We start from the raw sequence: 16,152 nt of genomic DNA, 5'->3' as shown, positions 1-16,152 counted from the left end.
CGCTCGGGCGGGTGCCGGAAGCGCGTCGCGCCCGTACGGGCGTCCCCACCGACAGCGGATCGAGCGACGGTGGCGAAGGCGGTGGCGGAGAGGGGAACGTGGACGATGAATCGGATGACGAGGCGGAGGCGGAAAGCGCATCGGGAGCCGACGCCCGAGAAGATCGAAGGGCCATGCCTCACGACGTTAGGCACATCCGCCCGAACCCGCTGAGCAGCCCGGATTCCTGTGGAAAGACCGGCAGTTGTGGATAACTCGACCACTCCACGGGGTGAAACCGCGCTCACCGCGGAGACCCCGGCAGCGAGATCACGACAGGAGGATCACAGCAGGAAGATCACAGCAGGAAGGTCACGGCGGGAAGAACACTGCGGGGAGATCACAGCAGGCGGACCGGTGCGGGAAGTCCACCGGTGGAAGTCCGGTGCGCAGGGTTCACCGCAGGGAGATCACCGCGCCGAGCAGCCCCGGCCCCGTGTGCGCGCCGATCACCGCGCCGACCTCGCTGACGTGGAGGTCGACCAGGCCCGGAACACGCTCCTGCAGCCGCTCGGCCAGGCGCTCCGCGCGCTCCGGGGCGGCGAGGTGGTGGACGGCGATGTCCACCGGGGCGGCCCCCGCCCGCTCGGCGACGATCTCCTCCAGGCGGGCGATGGCCTTGGAGGCCGTCCGCACCTTCTCCAGCATCTCGATCCGTCCCGCGTCCAGCTCCAGGAGCGGTTTCACCGCCAGCGCGGATCCCAGCAGGGCCTGTGCCGTACCGATGCGTCCGCCCCGGCGCAGATAGTCGAGCGTGTCGACGTAGAAATACGCCGAGGTGCCCGCGGCCCGCTTCTCGGCCGCCGCCACCGCCTCGTCCGGGCCGCCGCCCGCTTCGGCGGTCTCCGCAGCCGCCAGAGCGCAGAATCCCAGGGCCATGGCGACCATGCCGGTGTCCACGACGCGCACCGGAACGGGGGCGTCCGCCGCCGCGAGCAGCGCTGCGTCGTACGTGCCCGAGAACTCCGACGACAGGTGCAGCGACACCACCGCGTCCGCGCCGCCCTCCGCCGCCGTCCGGTAGGCCGCGGCGAAGACCTCCGGGCTGGGGCGGGACGTGGTCACGGAGTGGCGTTTCTGCAGGGCCTGGGCGAGCGAGCGGGCCGAGATCTCCGTGCCCTCCTCCAGCGCCCGGTCGCCCAGGACGACGGTCAGCGGCACCGCGGTGATGCCGTGCCGTTCCATCGTCGGGCGCGGCAGGTAGGCCGTGGAATCGGTGACGATAGCGACATGGCGGGACATGAGCCGGAGGTTACCTGGCGCGGTGGGAGTGCGGCAGCCCGGCCCCGGCCCTCTGATCATTCATGGCCGCTTCGGAACGTATCCGGCCGGGCGTGGATACGCCCGAGCCGTCGCTTGTGCGTCAGTTCGTCGTTTCCGGGCGGGTGGACTTCTGCCAGGGGTAGGTCGTGCGCAGCCGCGGGTCCGGGGCGGTGATCGCCTGCGGGCTCTCCTCGCGGGCCGGTCCCGACCAGGCCCGGTCGGCCGTGTCGCTGTTCCCGGCGGCGGGGTCGTCCGAGGCGGCCGGCTCGGGCCAGTCCGTACCCGGGCCCCGGCCCGGTGCCGCGGCGGAGGTGCCCGCGCCGGCCGCCCCCGACGACGGCTCGTCCACGGCCCAGTGCCGCAGCGCGCCGGCCTCGATGTCGATCTGGGCGTTCAGCGCGTCCAGATCGTCGTCGGCGAACTGCCGCGCCCGGTCCCGTGCCGCCCAGCGCAGCGACTCCGCCGAGTGCGTGATCCGCTGCGTGCGTTCCCTGAGCTTGGGGAGCAGGCCCGCGACCGTCGCCCGGTCCGGCTCGCGCTCCAGCCGCTTCAGCTCGTCGTCCAGTTCGAGGCCGTGCTCGCTCAGCCTCCGGAACAACGCCACCGACTCCGCCAGGGACGCGTCCTCGGCGGCACCGGCGTGCAGGGCGTCCTGTGTGGCCCGCATCGAGGTGCGCAGGGAGAGCCGGAGCTGGGCGAGCTCGCCCGCGACACCCACCTGTCCGAAGCTCTTGGCCCGGAGCGTGGTGTCCTCCACCGTGCGCCGGGCCTGCGTGATCGTGCGGTCCACGCCTCGCTTGGCCGCGCCGACGGCCTTCACGGTCGCGTAGACACCCAGCGCGACGAACGCGACCAGGAGCAGCGCGAGGATCGTGATCGCGGCTTCCATGAATGCCCCTCGGTGTCTCGATGCGGCCGCCGGTACCGGTCGCCCCCTCCACCGTAAACGGAACGGGCAGGCCGAGGGTTCCTTCGGAACCCCCAACCTGCCCGTAGGGGATGGCCCCCACCGCTCACGGGGCCGTCACACCCCCGTCGTCACGCGGGAACGATGTTCACCAGCTTCGGCGCACGCACGATCACCTTGCGGATCCCGGCCCCGCCCAGCGCCGCGACGACCGCCTCGTCGGCCAGGGCCAGGGCTTCCAGCTCCTCGTCCGTGATGGCCGGCGAGATCTCCAGGCGGGCCCGGACCTTGCCCTTGATCTGGACCACGCAGGTGACGGTCTCGTCGACCACGTACGCCGGGTCGGCCACCGGGAAGTCCTGGTGCACGACCGAATCGGCGTGGCCCAGGCGGCGCCACAGCTCCTCGGCGATGTGCGGGGCCAGCGGGGCGATCAGCAGGACCAGCCGCTCGGCGACCGAGCGCGACAGCGGGCCGCCGGCCTTCGTCAGGTGGTTGTTCAGCTCGGTGACCTTGGCGATGGCGGTGTTGAACCGCATCCCCGCCATGTCCTGGCCGACCCCGTCGATCGCCTTGTGCAGGGCGCGCAGCGTGTCCTCGTCGGGCTCCGTGTCGACGACGGTGACCTCACCGGTCGCCTCGTCGACCACATTGCGCCACAGCCGCTGCAGCAGCCGGTACTGGCCGACCACGGCCCGGGTGTCCCAGGGGCGCGACACGTCCAGGGGGCCCATCGCCATCTCGTACAGGCGCAGGGTGTCCGCGCCGTACTCCGCGCAGATCTCGTCCGGCGTGACCGCGTTCTTCAGGGACTTGCCCATCTTGCCCAGGACGCGGCTGACCTTCTCGCCCGCGTGGTAGAAGGCGCCGTCGCGCTCCTCCACCTCGGCGGCCGGGACGGCGATGCCCCGGCTGTCGCGGTAGACGAAGGCCTGGATCATGCCCTGGTTGTACAGCTTGTGGAACGGCTCGGCGGAGGAGATGTGGCCCAGGTCGTGCAGCACCTTGGACCAGAAGCGCGCGTACAGCAGGTGCAGCACGGCGTGCTCGGCGCCGCCGACGTACAGGTCGACACCCCCGGTGGGCTGACCCTCGCGCGGACCCATCCAGTACTGCTCGATCGACGGGTCGACCAGCTGACGGTCGTTGTTCGGGTCCAGGTAACGCAGCTCGTACCAGCAGGAACCGGCCCAGTTGGGCATGGTGTTGGTCTCGCGGCGGTACTTCCGCGGACCGGCGCCGTCGCCCAGGTCCAGCGTGACGTTGACCCAGTCAGCGTTGCGCGACAGCGGGGTCTCGGGCTGGGCTGTCGCGTCCTCCGGGTCGAAGGTGCGCGGGGAGTAGTCCTCGACCTCGGGCAGCTCCAGCGGCAGCATCGACTCGGGCAGCGGGTGGGCGATGCCGTCCTCGTCGTACACGATCGGGAAGGGCTCGCCCCAGTAGCGCTGCCGGCTGAACAGCCAGTCGCGCAGCCGGAAGTTGACGGTGCCCTCGCCGACGCCGTGCTCCTTCAGCCACTCGGTGATCCTCGCCTTGGCCTCCACGACGCCCAGGCCGTCCAGCGAGATCTCGTCGTTGGCGGAGTTGACCAGCTTCGCGTCGTACGAGCTGAAGGCGTCGTCCCACGTGGCGGGGTCGGTGCCGCGGTCGTCGGAGGGCTGGACGACACAGCGCATCGGCAGCTCGAAGGCGCGCGCGAAGGCGAAGTCGCGCGCGTCGTGCGCCGGTACGGCCATGATCGCGCCGGTGCCGTAGCCCATCAGGACGTAGTCGGCGATGAAGACGGGGACCTTCTCGCCGCTGACCGGGTTGGTCGCGTACGCGCCGGTGAAGACACCGGTCTTGTCCTTGGCCTCGGCCTGCCGCTCGACGTCGGACTTGGCGGCGGCCTGCTTGCGGTACGCGGTGACGGCCTCGGCCGGGCTCGCGTGGCCGCCCGTCCACACCGGGTGGGTGCCCTCGGGCCAGGCGGCCGGAATGATCCGCTCCACCATGTCGTGCTCGGGCGCCAGGACCATGTACGTCGCGCCGAACAGGGTGTCCTGGCGGGTGGTGAAGACGGTGATGCCGCCCGCGGTGTCCACCGGGAACTCGACCCGGGCGCCCTCGGAGCGGCCGATCCAGTTGCGCTGCTGCAGCTTGATGGCCTCGGGCCAGTCCAGCCCGTCCAGGTCGTTCAGCAGCCGGTCGGCGTAGGCGGTGATGCGCATGTTCCACTGGCGCAGCTTGGCCTTGAAGACGGGGAAGTTGCCGCGCTCGGAACGGCCGTCGGCGGTGACCTCCTCGTTGGCCAGGACGGTGCCCAGGCCGGGCGACCAGTTCACCGGGGCGTCGGAGGCGTACGCCAGGCGGTACTCGCTCAGCAGGTCGGCGCGCTCGGCGGCGCTCAGCGCCCCCCACTCACGGCCGTCGGGGGTCGCGCGCGTGCCGTTCTCGAACTGCTCGACCAGCTCGGCGATCGGACGGGCCCTGTCGGCCTCGGAGTCGTACCAGGAGTTGAAGATCTGCAGGAAGATCCACTGCGTCCACTTGTAGTACTCGGAGTCGATCGTCGCGAAGGAGCGGCGGTTGTCGTGGCCCAGACCCAGCCGGCGCAGCTGGACCTTCATGTTCTCCATGTTGGCCTCGGTGGAGACCCGGGGGTGGGTGCCCGTCTGCACCGCGTACTGTTCGGCGGGCAGGCCGAACGCGTCGAAGCCCAGGGTGTGCAGCACGTTGTGGCCGGTCATCCGCTGGTGGCGGGCGTAGACATCGGTGGCGATGTAGCCCAGGGGGTGTCCGACGTGCAGCCCCGCGCCCGAGGGGTACGGGAACATGTCCATGATGAACTTCTTCGGCCTGGCGGCCAGCTCCGGGTCGCCCGCCAGGTCACCGGTGGGGTTCGGCGCCTCGTAGGTCCCCTCGGCGTCCCAGAAGTCCTGCCAGCGTGCCTCGATGTCGGCGGCCATCGCCGCCGTGTAGCGGTGCGGCGCGGCCGTCTCGGCGGCGGAATTCGTCTCGCTCATGATCCTCAAAGCTCCATCGATCGTCATCTGCCGGGAAACGAAAAATCCCCTCGCACAGGAGGGGACGCCGCGCTGACTCCGACCAGGCGTTCTCACCGGTCGGGACTCTTCAGCGCGGCTCGCTAAGCAGAAGGCGTACGGCACGCATGGCGTCAGGGTACCGCACGGGTCCGGAGGGGAGCGGGGAACGGCCAGGGGGTGGACGTCGACCGGTGGGCGTCGGGCGCCGGACACCGACCACCGGACACCGACCGGCGGTTGCGGCTGATCCCGACCGGACAGGTCCGGCCGGAGCTGTCCGGAGCGAAGTGAGGACGAAAGAAGCGGGCCACCCGATCCGGGTGGCCCGCTTCTTCACTCTCGATCCTGTGGAGCTAAGGAGAATTGAACTCCTGACCTCCTGCATGCCATGCAGGCGCTCTACCAACTGAGCTATAGCCCCTTGCTGTGTGCCGCCCGGTTTCCCTTGGCGACATCGAGAACATTACACGGTCCCCCCGGTGCTTCACCAAATCGTTTCCGGTCCGCACCGATATGCCCGAATCATCCCGAACGGTGGATCGTCAGTCGCAGGTCAGGCGGTCGCAAAGGAGTAGAAGCGCTTGAGGGTGCAGTGCTCCTCCAGGAGCCGCCCGTAGATCGGCTCCCCCTCCAGCTCCCGGTAGGTCTCGATGGGGTCGCCTTTTATGATCAGCGCCCGCGCGCACTCCTCGCACCAGTACTGGTACTCCGCGTTGACCGGGTCCATGTCCCTGACGATGGGCGTACCGCTGCCGCACCAGTCGCACTTACGCCTGTGTGCACCCATCAGTCAGCTCCAGCTGTGGCCGCAGGCCGTGCACACGTAGGAGACCCCTCCGTTGTCGCCCAGGACCTGGGCCACGTGGGACGAACCGCAGGACGGACAGCCGAGGCGGGATCGATCTTCGAACGGTACGGAGCCGGGGGACGCGGCGGCGACAAGAGGCTGGTCGGGGACGTGTTCGCGACTCGCAGGCATCGCGCTCCCTCCCGATCGGTACGTCGCCCCCTCCGGCGTTCCGATTCTGCCATGACCCCGCAAGGGGGTCAGCCCGCTCGGCGCTCCCCATACAGAAGATCCCGCCCCCTGGTGGGGACGGGATCCTGATTGTGGAGCTAAGGAGAATTGAACTCCTGACCTCCTGCATGCCATGCAGGCGCTCTACCAACTGAGCTATAGCCCCGCTGTTCGCTGTTGTTTCCCTGCGTTTCCGCCCTGCGAACAAGAAGAACTTTAGCCTGCGACCGGCCGGAAAGTGAAATCCGGCCCGGGCCGCCCGAGGACGGCCCGCGAACGGCCTCTCGACCGGCGACTAGTCGTCGTCGCCGAGGACCGGCTCCGGGAGCGTGCCGGCGTTGTGCTCCAGCAGGCGCCAGCCGCGCGCGCCCTCGCCGAGGACGGACCAGCAGCAGTTCGACAGCCCGCCGAGCCCCTCCCAGTGGTGCGCCTCCAGGCCCAGCAGCCGGCCGATCGTCGTCCTGATCGTGCCGCCGTGGCTGACCACGACGAGCGTGCCGTTCGCCGGGAGCTTCTCGGCGTGTTCCAGGACGACCGGCGCCGCCCGGTCGGCGACCTCGGTCTCCAGCTCGCCGCCGCCGCGACGCACGGGCTCCCCGCGCTTCCACGCCGCGTACTGCTCGCCGAAGCGCTCGACGATCTCCTCGTGGGTCAGCCCCTGCCAGGCACCGGCGTAGGTCTCACGGAGCGCGGCGTCATGGGCGACGGTGAGACCGCTGACGGCGGACAGCTCGGCAGCCGTGGCCGCCGCCCGCCGCAGGTCGGAGGCGACGATGGCGTCCGGCTCCAGCGAGGCGAGCAGCCGGGCGGCGCGGCGGGCCTGCCCGACGCCGACCTCGGTCAGCTCGATGTCCGTGGAGCCCTGGAAGCGGCGCTCCAGGTTCCACGCCGTCTGGCCGTGCCGCCAGAGGACGATCCTGCGGCCCGTGCCGCCGCTGCCGCCGTTCAGCTCTGGTCACCTTCCGTGCCGCCGTTGAGCTGTGCGTGCTCCTCGGCCCTGCCACGGGTCTTGACCGCGTCCTCGGGGAGGGCGATCTCCGGGCAGTCCTTCCACAGGCGCTCCAGCGCGTAGAAGACGCGCTCCTCGCTGTGCTGGACGTGGATGACGATGTCGACGTAGTCGAGGAGGATCCAGCGGGCGTCGCGGTCGCCCTCGCGGCGCACCGGCTTGGCGCCGAGCTCCTTCTGGAGCCGCTCCTCGATCTCGTCGACGATCGACTTGACCTGGCGGTCGTTGGGGGCCGAGGCCAGCAGGAAGGCGTCGGTGATCGACAGCACATCGCTGACGTCGTAGGCGATGATGTCGTGCGCGAGCCGGTCGGCGGCCGCCTGAGCGGCGGCGTTGATGAGCTCGATGGAGCGGTCCGTGGCGGTCACATGCAGGCTTTCGTCGGCGGTCGGATGCAACCTCTAGGGTCTCACGGACCGCCGACAGAGCCTCACTGCGTTTCCCGGCCCGGCCGGACCGCGTTTCGCGGCGGGGGCGTCCCGCCTCCCGGCCGGGCGCCGGGCCACCGGCCGGCGCCGGAGCGCCGGCCGTGGCCCCGTACGGGCTACGGGATCTCGTAGTCCTGTCCGAGTACCGCGGACACGTCGGCGTTGGCGGCCGGCTCGCCCTTCTTCACGTCCCCCGCGGAGAGGCCCAGGGTCTTGGCCACCTCGACGGCCTTCTCCTTGTCCTCGGCGGAACGGTAGAGCACGGCGGACGACGCCTCGGCGCCTGCCTTGCCACTGTCCACGAAGGCGTAACCGCCGTTGACCAGCTGGACCCGGGCGGCTTCCGCGGCCTTCGCGTTCCCGGTGGCGTTGCGGACGGCGACCCGGAGCGGAGCTCCCGCCTCCGGGGCCTTCACCGTGCCGCCGAGGATGTCCTTGACGACGTCGCGGGTGTCCGCCTCGGTGAGCGTGCCGTCCTCCTGGACCGGGAGCAGGGCCGTCTTGTAGTCGCCGACCTTGGCCCGCGAGGCCAGCTTGGCCAGCGAGGCCCCGAGGTCCTTCTCGGGCAGCGACGGGTCCAGCACCTGGAGCAGCGTCTCGACGGTGACGGTCGCGGCCTTGGGATCCTCGGAGATCTTGCGCAGCGTGGCCCGCAGGACCTCGCCGAACCGCGTCAGCTGCTTGGCCTCGGGCTCCCCCGGAGCGCTGTACGTGGCGTACGCGACGGCCATCGGGCCGCTGAGCGTCTGGCCCTCGCCCTCGTTGACCAGGGGCGACGCGCCCTTCTTCGCTCCCGGGACATCGGTGTCGGTGTCGACCTCGATGTTCCCGACCAGCTCGACGAGGTTCTCCAGGTACGGGGTGTCCAGCCGCCAGGTGCCGGTGATCCGGGTGCCGAGGAGGGTGTCGATCGCCTCCCGGGTGCCGGTCCTGCCGTCGTCCTCGACGGACTTGCCGAGCGTGGTGGTGGTTCCGTCGTCGGAGGCGACGGCGAGGGAGTTGGGCAGCAGGACCGTGGTGCCCTGCTCGGTGGTGGCGTTGTCGACGAGCAGCGCCGTCGAGGTGCCGCCCTTCTTCGTGTCGTGCAGGTGCACCACCATCATGTCGCGCTGCTGGGCGCCGGCGGTCGCGGTCTTCTTCTCGTCCGACCCGGACAGGCCAGGGATCATATCGGCGGACCAGAGGTAGCCGGCCCCGCCGACGACGACGAGAACGGCGACGACGATCAGGGCGACCATCCGGTTGCGGCCCTTGCGCCGTGCCTCCTCGCGCCGCTCGCTGCGGCTCTCGGTGAACTTCAGCCAGTCGATGACGTCTTCGGAGTCCTCGTCGGGCTCCTCGATGAACGAGAACTGCTCGGTGCGGTAGTCGGGGGCGGGCTTGCGCTGCCCCGGGAGCGCGGGCTCCGCGTCCGGCTCCGCCGCGTCCTGCGCCGAGCGCCCCGACGGCTGCGGCTGCTGCGGCTGGGCGGGAGACTGCTGCGGGGCCTGTTCCGGGGCGGGGGCCGCGCCCTGCTGCGGGATGCCCCAGTGCTGGTCGGTGTCGACCGCGGCGGGCTGCTGCCCGGTGCCGTACCCGTAGTCGGTGTAGGAGCCGTAGCCGTACCCCTGGTCCGTGCCCTGTCCCTGCTGCGTCCGGGGCTGCTGAGGCGCCTGGCCCGGGTGCTGAGCGGCGTAGGGGTCGTAACTCTGCGGCTGCTGCTGGGGGTTGCCGTACGCGTCGTAGCCGTAGCCGGGGTCCTGGGTCGCCTGTCCCTGACCCGGCTGTGCGGCGTAGGGGTCGTAACCCTGGTTCTGCCGGCCGTACTGCTGCCCGCCGTGCTGGTCGTACGGCTGCCCGCCCTGCTGGTCGTACTGCTGCTGGTCGTACTGCTGCCCCTGCTGCTGGTAGACCGGCTGTCCGTACGCGTCGTAGCCGATGATCCGCGGCTCTTGGTAGTACGGGTCGTACGGGTTCTGCGGGTCGTTCACCGGTGCCCCTCTCCGTGGCTCATTCGCCGCGGTACAGCTGGCGCTTGTCGATGTAGCGGACCACGCCGTCCGGCACCAGGTACCAGACCGGCTCCCCCTGCGCGACCCTCTCACGGCAGTCCGTGGACGAGATCGCCAGCGCGGGGACCTCCACGAGGGAGACACCGCCCTCGGGCAGCCCGTCGTCCGTGAGCACGTGACCCGGGCGGGTCACACCGATGAAGTGGGAGAGCGAGAACAGCTCCTCGGCGTCGCGCCAGGTGAGGATCTGGGACAACGCGTCGGCGCCGGTGATGAAGAAGAGGTCCGCGTCGCCGTGGACCTCGCGCAGGTCCCGCAGCGTATCGATGGTGTACGTCGGTCCGCCACGGTCGATGTCACTGCGGCTGACGGAGAACTGCGGGTTGGACGCGGTGGCGATGACCGTCATGAGATAGCGGTCCTCGGCCGGGGAGACCCTCTTGTGACTCTTCTGCCACGGCTGCCCGGTCGGGACGAAGACGACCTCGTCGAGGTGGAACTGGGCGGCCACTTCACTGGCCGCCACCAGGTGTCCATGGTGGATCGGGTCGAATGTCCCGCCCATCACGCCGATGCGGCGTCTGCCGGGGCCGGTAGGCACTTCCTGCTCTCCCATGCGTGCAGAGCCTACTGGCACAGCTGTACGCCCCCGACTCAGCGGTCGCGGTTGAAGCTGATGGTGATCCACAGCAGCAGCATCAGCGCGACAAAGGCCCCGGCGCCGACGAAGTACGGGTTGAGGCTTTCGTGGTTGCCGCCGCCCTCGCCTCCGGAGGCAAGGGTGACCAGTTCGTGTGCGGTGCTCGTGAGGCTCATCTTCGGCAGGACCTATCGATCGTGAGGCGGAAGGAAGACGTCGGTCACATCGTATGCGGGACCACCGGGCACGCTCACGGCGACTCAGTCGTTGTTGTCGTCGTTGCGGTATCCGCGCAGCAGGAACCACGCGAGGAGCACCGCTCCGAGGATCGAGACGAGCAACACGATCCGGAGGGTGTCACCCGGTCCCTGCTCCTCGGACGCGGCGGCGAGCAGTACGGCGGTGTGCGGCATTTCGGGCGCTCCTCAAAGTTATCCACAGCCCCCCGCACACCGTAGCGCCAGCGCATACGCTGGGTTTTGTCCGGGGGACGAGCGACGTCTCGTACGAACAGGGGGCCATCCATGACCGACAGCAGTCACGAGAACGTGCCGAGCAGGCAGCGCCGGCGTTTCCCCGGGATCTCCTCCCGGGCCTACGAGCACCCCGCCGACCGCTCGGCCCTGGTTGCCCTGCGCAAGCTGACCGGGTTCGACACCGTGTTCAAGGCGCTCAGCGGGCTGCTCCCGGAGCGCAGCCTGCGGCTGCTTTTCCTCTCCGACTCCGTCCGGGTGAGCGACGCGCAGTTCGCCCACCTCAACGTCATGCTGCGGGACGCGTGTTACATCCTGGACCTGGAGAAGGTCCCGCCGATGTACGTGAAGCAGGACCCGCAGCCCAACGCCATGTGCATCGGGCTGGACGAGCCGATCATCGTCGTCACCACCGGGCTGGTCGAGCTGCTCGACGAGGAGGAGATGCGGGCGGTGGTGGGCCACGAGGTGGGCCACGCGCTCTCCGGTCACTCGGTGTACCGGACGATACTGCTTTTCCTGACCAACCTCGCCGTGAAGGTCGCCTGGATCCCGCTGGGCAATGTGGCGATCATGGCGATAGTGACGGCGCTGCGCGAGTGGTTCCGCAAGTCGGAGCTGTCCGCGGACCGGGCCGGGCTGCTGGTGGGCCAGGACATACAGGCCTCGATGCGCGGTCTGATGAAGATCGCGGGCGGCAATCACCTCCACGAGATGAACGTGGACGCCTTCCTCGCGCAGGCCGACGAGTACGAGAAGGGCGGCGACCTCCGCGACTCCGTGCTCAAGATCCTCAATGTGCTGCCCCGGACGCACCCGTTCACCACGGTGCGGGCCGCCGAGCTGAAGAAGTGGTCGGAGACCCGCGACTTCCAGCGGATCATGGACGGCCACTACCCGCGGCGCGACGAGGACAAGGAGGCCTCGGTGACCGACTCGTTCCGGGAGTCCGCCTCGCACTACGCGGACACCGTGCGCACCAGCAAGGACCCGCTGATGAAGCTCGTGGGCGACATCGCGGGCGGCGCGGGAGACCTGGGCGGCAAGCTGCGCGACCGGTTCACCGGAACCGGGGGCGCGAAGGGCGGGGCGCAGGGCCCGTCCGACGGTTCCGCTACGGACGGGGACGGGACGACGGGTCGGCCCCGGGACCCCGAGGAGGGGAGCCCGGGGACGTCGTCGGGGCCTTCGGGGAGCTGACGGCCTCCAGGGTGCCGCACAGCGCCGCCGTGGGCCGGCCCGTGGCGTACGGGTCGGTGGCGGCGGGCCCGCGGTCGTCCGCCCGTTCCCCGGCGAGGAGCGGGCGGAGCATCCCGGTCGCGTCGGCCGAGCAGGACTGCGGCCCGGCCTGGACATGGGCGGTGAGCACCTCCAGGCGGTGCAGTCGCAGGTCCTCCCGGTCGAGGCGGAAGTGCAGCTCGCGCCGCACGGTGAACAGGGAGGCGTCGTCGTCCCGGTGGGGCCCGTCCGCCGGGCGCAGGGCGTAGGTGAACGTGTGGTCCGAGACGACGCCGAGGACGCCGGGGGCCTCCTCCTCGTAGCGGAGGGTCCCGTCGACCCGGATCTGCGGGTCGGCGAGCTCCACCCGCTCCGGGTCGAAGCGCACCAGCCAGCCGGTGGCGGCGTGGCCCCCGTCGTCCGCCGGGTCGCTCAGGGCCTGTTCGAACTGGGGGCGCTGGTCCGGGTCGAGGAGGTGCTCGACGGGCCGGCGTACGGAGCCGGTGAGGACGTCGGGGTTCAGGGACGACTCGACCAGGTAGTCCTTGACCGTGGCGAGAGCGGCGGTGATCTGGCTGTCGGAGAAGTTCTGCGTGCGCTCCACGCCGGGGTAGTTGATGCCGTCCGCGCCCGTGCGGAAGCCGGAGACCGGTTCGGCCCCGTACAGCCGCTCGGGTGATCCGCCCGGCACGGCACCGCGGGGGGCCAGGGGGACGACGGTGGTCCGCAGGGGTTCGGCGCGCCGCGCGGGCGGCTGGGGGTAGGGGCTGCGGAACCCGATGTAGACGGCGACCGCGAAGGCCAGGGCGATGAGGACGACCAGGGCTATGGCGGCCCGGGAGCCGCCGCCGCTGCGGATGACCTGGGTGTCGGGCAGCGTCCGGACGGCGCGGGCGTGCTCGCCCATCCGTTCCTGCGCCGAGAACTCCTGCATCCGCGCAGCCTGGACGAACGATTCGTCGAAGACGAGCGAGCGGTACTCGTCCTCGCCGCCCGCGGGGTTCTCGGGCGCACCGTCCGGTGGTTCTGAGCGGCCTGTCATGACTTCTCTCCCCATCTCCACACCGGTCGGTTCGGTGCGCAACGGTCCGCTTCGGCCGAGTGGCCTCCGCAGCGAGAAGCCCCCCTGGGAACGAGGGGTCACATCTTGAGGGTAGGTCGATTGCGGCCCGTGTAAACGCGGAGACGGCCGGGAAGTCCGGGAGCACCGGGGAGGGCCGTCGGCGAACGGGTGATGAGGGGGTGGGTTCAGGGCACCCTGGGCTCGGCGGAGACCGTGGGGCGGGAGTAGTCCGCGGAGGCCGACGGGGCGGCCCCGGGCTTGTCCACGCCGCTGGTGACGGGCGGCGGCACCTGGTCCTGCCGGTTGTTCGAGCCGCCCCGGTAGACCGCGGTGAAGGCGAGGGAGACCATGCCGACGCCCATCACCAGGGCGAGCAGCCAGGCGACCGGGCGGTGCCAGCGGGCGGAGTTGCGGTAGGGGCGCAGGGAGCCGCCGTGGCGGCCGTAGGGACCCGGGGCGCAGTCGCCGTCCCCGATGCCGGGGTCGTAGTCGAGGTCCTGGGGGTCGTGGTAGCCCCGGGGGCCGCCGTAGGGGTCGTAGGCGTCGTCGTCGGCCCGGCGGCTCCGTCGGGCGCGGGCGGCGTCCGCCTCGGCGCGGGCCTCGGCGGCGGCGAGCAGGCGCTCCACGGCGGTGGGCTCGTGGACGGGCGCCGACCGGACGAAGTCCTCGTCGAACACCACGGAGGCGAAGTCCTCGTCCGCGCCCCCGCGGTCGTCGTCGGGCTCCCAGCCGTCAGGAAACGGCTTGCCCCCCACGTCGTCCGGCACGGATTCAGCGTAGCCCGGCCGGGACGATTTGGGCAGGGAGCCCGCAAACTCCCCCGGATCGGCACGGAGGGACCCGCGGTCGGCCCCTCCCGGCGGAAGGAGCCGGCCGGGAGGGGCCCGCGAGGAGGTCCGGCCCCTGGCGTCACTTTGCCGCCTGCCCTTCGGGCGACGACGGCAGGGTGACGCCAGGACCTAGCGGGTGTGCCCGTCCCCCGTGACGATGTACTTCGTCGAGGTCAGCTCGGGCAGGCCCATCGGGCCGCGGGCGTGCAGCTTCTGCGTGGAGATGCCGATCTCGGCGCCGAAGCCGAACTGCCCGCCGTCCGTGAAGCGGGTGGAGGCGTTCACGGCGACCGTCGTCGAATCCACCAATTGGGTGAACCGGCGGGCGGCGGCCTGCGAGGTGGTGACGATCGCCTCGGTGTGGCCGGAGGACCAGAGCCGGATGTGGGCGACCGCCGCGTCCAGGGAGTCGACGACCGCCGCCGCGATGTCGTAGGAGAGGTATTCGGTCTCCCAGTCCTCCGTCGTCGCCGGGACCACGGTGGCCTTGGATCCCTCGGCGCGGGCGAGGACGTGCTCGTCGCCGTGGACGGTGACCCCGGCATCGGCCAGCGCGTCCAGGGCGAGCGGCAGGAAGGCGTCCGCCACGTCCTTGTGGACGAGGAGGGTCTCGGCGGCGTTGCAGACGCTGGGGCGCTGGGCCTTGGAGTTGATCAGGATGTCGACCGCCATGGCCAGGTCCGTCTGGGCGTCGACGTAGACGTGGCAGTTGCCGGTGCCGGTCTCGATGACGGGGACGGTGGACTCCTCGACGACCGTGCGGATCAGGGAGGCGCCGCCGCGCGGGATGAGGACGTCGACCAGGCCGCGGGCCCGCATCAGTTCGCGCACGGAGTCACGGCTCTCGCCCGGGACGAGCTGCACCGCGTCGGCCGGCAGGCCGGAGCCGCCGACGGCGTCGCGCAGGACCCGGACCAGGGCGGTGTTGGAGGCGTAGGCCGAGGAGGAGCCGCGCAGCAGGACCGCGTTGCCGGACTTCAGGCAGAGGGCGGCGGCGTCGACGGTGACGTTGGGCCGGGCCTCGTAGATGATGCCGACCACGCCGAGCGGGACCCGCACCTGCCGGAGGTCGATGCCGTTGGGCAGGGTCGAGCCGCGCACCACCTCGCCGACCGGGTCGGGGAGGGCGGCGACGTCCCGTACGTCGGCGGCGATGGCGCGGATGCGTTCCGGGGTGAGGGTGAGCCGGTCGATGATGCCTTCGCTCGTCCCGGCCTCGCGGGCGCGCTCGACGTCCTCGGCGTTGGCCTCGACGATCTCGCTCGTGCGCACTTCGAGGGCGTCGGCGATGGCCAGCAGGGCGTCGTCCTTGGCCGCGCGCGGAAGTGGCGCGATGTCGGCGGCGGCGGCCCGGGCCCGGTAGGCGGTCTGCGCGACCGGGGAGAGGTTGTCGTAGGGCGAGAGCGTGGTCATGCCCGCAGAGTAATGCGCACTCTGCGGGCATCCGTCACGTATCCCGTGATGCGAGACGCCCGGACCGGGGCGCGGACGGCCCCGGATCGCCCCGGGAGTCAGTAGGGGTGCACGCCCACGGGGGCCGCGGGCGGCGGTCCGTAGCCCTCGGCGATCCGCAGGTGGTAGGTCTCGCGGTCGATGACTTCCAGGCCGACGATCTCCCAGGGCGGGAGCCGGGCGCTGGAGCGGTGCTCGCCCCACAGCCGCAGCGCGACCGCGGCCGCGTCGTGCAGATCGCGGGCCTCTTCCCAGTAGCGGATCTCCGCGTGGTCGCTCGCGTAGCGGCTGGTCAGCAGGAAGGGGTGGTCGTGCGCGAGTTGCTCCAGGCCGCGTCTGACCTCCCCCAGCGGGATCTCGGCGCCCGACACGCTGAGCGTGATGTGCCAGAGCTTGGACTGCGGGGACTCCTCCTTCGCCCTCCTCACCGGCTCCCGTTCGACGGTGTCCGCCGGGGCGGCGTTCCGGTCGAGATCCGCCCCCGCTCCGACACTCGTCAGGGCGCGGTTGGCCGTGCCTCGGGGCGGCGCCCCCGGGCGCGCTCGTCTCACCGGCGGCCTCCTGTGGTGTGTTGCTGTGCGGTACCCCTGTTTCCCCACTACAAAGTGGACCAGTCCACAGCCGGGCATGGGGTGGTTTTGGTAAAGGTCCCTGCTGGAGGGCGGGACTTTCAGCCGTTTCAGGGGGTGAGGCGCGGCGCGAGGAGGACCAGATCGTCCCTGTGTACGACCTCGCGTTCGTAGGCGGGACCCAGTTCGCGGGCGAGGTCCCGGGTGGAGCGGCCGAGCAGTTGGG

General features: G+C 71.1%; 16 protein-coding genes and 2 tRNA genes. 1 reads left to right on the top strand and 17 read right to left on the bottom strand.

Features of this window, described 5'->3' with window-relative positions:
• Positions 1-435: 435 nt before the first annotated feature.
• The 13 genes from DTB53_RS28210 to DTB53_RS36980 form a co-directional block, all read right to left on the bottom strand.
• Positions 436-1,281, bottom strand: coding sequence for a DegV family protein (locus tag DTB53_RS28210; protein WP_012381004.1), 846 nt, complete (start codon positions 1,279-1,281; stop codon positions 436-438).
• 121 nt (positions 1,282-1,402) lie between these two features.
• Complete coding sequence (locus DTB53_RS28205) at positions 1,403-2,191, bottom strand: hypothetical protein (protein WP_003969226.1); 789 nt, start codon at positions 2,189-2,191, stop codon at positions 1,403-1,405.
• 149 nt (positions 2,192-2,340) lie between these two features.
• On the bottom strand, positions 2,341-5,214 hold the full coding sequence (leuS, locus tag DTB53_RS28200) for a leucine--tRNA ligase (RefSeq protein ID WP_012381003.1): 2,874 nt from the start codon (positions 5,212-5,214) through the stop codon (positions 2,341-2,343).
• A 369-nt stretch (positions 5,215-5,583) separates the two neighbouring features.
• Positions 5,584-5,656, bottom strand: a tRNA-Ala gene (locus DTB53_RS28195).
• A gap of 132 nt (positions 5,657-5,788) precedes the next feature.
• Positions 5,789-6,022 (bottom strand): hypothetical protein, encoded by a 234-nt coding sequence (locus tag DTB53_RS28190; RefSeq protein WP_003969224.1) that lies wholly within the window; start codon positions 6,020-6,022, stop codon positions 5,789-5,791.
• A 3-nt stretch (positions 6,023-6,025) separates the two neighbouring features.
• Entirely contained in the window at positions 6,026-6,214 is a 189-nt protein-coding gene (locus DTB53_RS28185) for a hypothetical protein (RefSeq protein WP_078562770.1), read from the bottom strand.
• 132 nt (positions 6,215-6,346) lie between these two features.
• Positions 6,347-6,419 (bottom strand) — tRNA-Ala (locus tag DTB53_RS28180).
• Between the two features lie 129 nt (positions 6,420-6,548).
• Positions 6,549-7,202 (bottom strand): histidine phosphatase family protein, encoded by a 654-nt coding sequence (locus DTB53_RS28175; protein ID WP_003969222.1) that lies wholly within the window; start codon positions 7,200-7,202, stop codon positions 6,549-6,551.
• On the bottom strand, positions 7,199-7,630 hold the full coding sequence (gene rsfS / locus DTB53_RS28170) for a ribosome silencing factor (protein WP_012381002.1): 432 nt from the start codon (positions 7,628-7,630) through the stop codon (positions 7,199-7,201). The genes DTB53_RS28175 and rsfS overlap by 4 nt, the downstream gene beginning before the upstream one ends.
• Positions 7,631-7,806: 176 nt before the next feature.
• Positions 7,807-9,660, bottom strand: a complete 1,854-nt coding sequence (locus DTB53_RS28165) for an LCP family protein (RefSeq protein WP_012381001.1) — start codon at positions 9,658-9,660, stop codon at positions 7,807-7,809.
• A 19-nt stretch (positions 9,661-9,679) separates the two neighbouring features.
• Entirely contained in the window at positions 9,680-10,297 is a 618-nt protein-coding gene (nadD, locus tag DTB53_RS28160) for a nicotinate-nucleotide adenylyltransferase (RefSeq protein WP_012381000.1), read from the bottom strand.
• 38 nt (positions 10,298-10,335) lie between these two features.
• Positions 10,336-10,497 (bottom strand): hypothetical protein, encoded by a 162-nt coding sequence (locus DTB53_RS36985; RefSeq protein WP_003969218.1) that lies wholly within the window; start codon positions 10,495-10,497, stop codon positions 10,336-10,338.
• Between the two features lie 84 nt (positions 10,498-10,581).
• The gene (locus tag DTB53_RS36980; protein ID WP_003969217.1) at positions 10,582-10,734 is read right to left on the bottom strand and encodes a hypothetical protein; all 153 of its coding nucleotides are present in this window, start codon (positions 10,732-10,734) and stop codon (positions 10,582-10,584) included.
• 111 nt (positions 10,735-10,845) lie between these two features.
• On the opposite strand from DTB53_RS36980, the gene DTB53_RS28155 reads away from it, so the two are divergent.
• Positions 10,846-11,994, top strand: coding sequence for a M48 family metallopeptidase (locus DTB53_RS28155; protein ID WP_012380999.1), 1,149 nt, complete (start codon positions 10,846-10,848; stop codon positions 11,992-11,994).
• Here DTB53_RS28155 and DTB53_RS28150 read toward each other — a convergent pair.
• The 4 genes from DTB53_RS28150 to DTB53_RS28135 form a co-directional block, all read right to left on the bottom strand.
• Entirely contained in the window at positions 11,909-13,054 is a 1,146-nt protein-coding gene (locus DTB53_RS28150; RefSeq protein ID WP_012380998.1) for an SCO2583 family membrane protein, read from the bottom strand. The genes DTB53_RS28155 and DTB53_RS28150 overlap by 86 nt on opposite strands.
• A 206-nt stretch (positions 13,055-13,260) precedes the next feature.
• The gene (locus DTB53_RS28145; RefSeq protein WP_003969214.1) at positions 13,261-13,842 is read right to left on the bottom strand and encodes an SCO2584 family spore wall biosynthesis protein; all 582 of its coding nucleotides are present in this window, start codon (positions 13,840-13,842) and stop codon (positions 13,261-13,263) included.
• A 192-nt stretch (positions 13,843-14,034) separates the two neighbouring features.
• Positions 14,035-15,318, bottom strand: coding sequence for a glutamate-5-semialdehyde dehydrogenase (locus DTB53_RS28140; protein ID WP_012380997.1), 1,284 nt, complete (start codon positions 15,316-15,318; stop codon positions 14,035-14,037).
• A gap of 98 nt (positions 15,319-15,416) precedes the next feature.
• Positions 15,417-15,908, bottom strand: coding sequence for a DUF8830 family protein (locus tag DTB53_RS28135; protein WP_003969212.1), 492 nt, complete (start codon positions 15,906-15,908; stop codon positions 15,417-15,419).
• Positions 15,909-16,152 lie beyond the last annotated feature (244 nt).

This window comes from Streptomyces griseus (assembly GCF_900460065.1).
Taxonomy (GTDB): Bacteria; Actinomycetota; Actinomycetes; order Streptomycetales; family Streptomycetaceae; genus Streptomyces; species Streptomyces griseus.
Note: the sequence above shows the minus strand (reverse complement) of the source record. Positions and strands in the feature narration are given on the sequence as shown.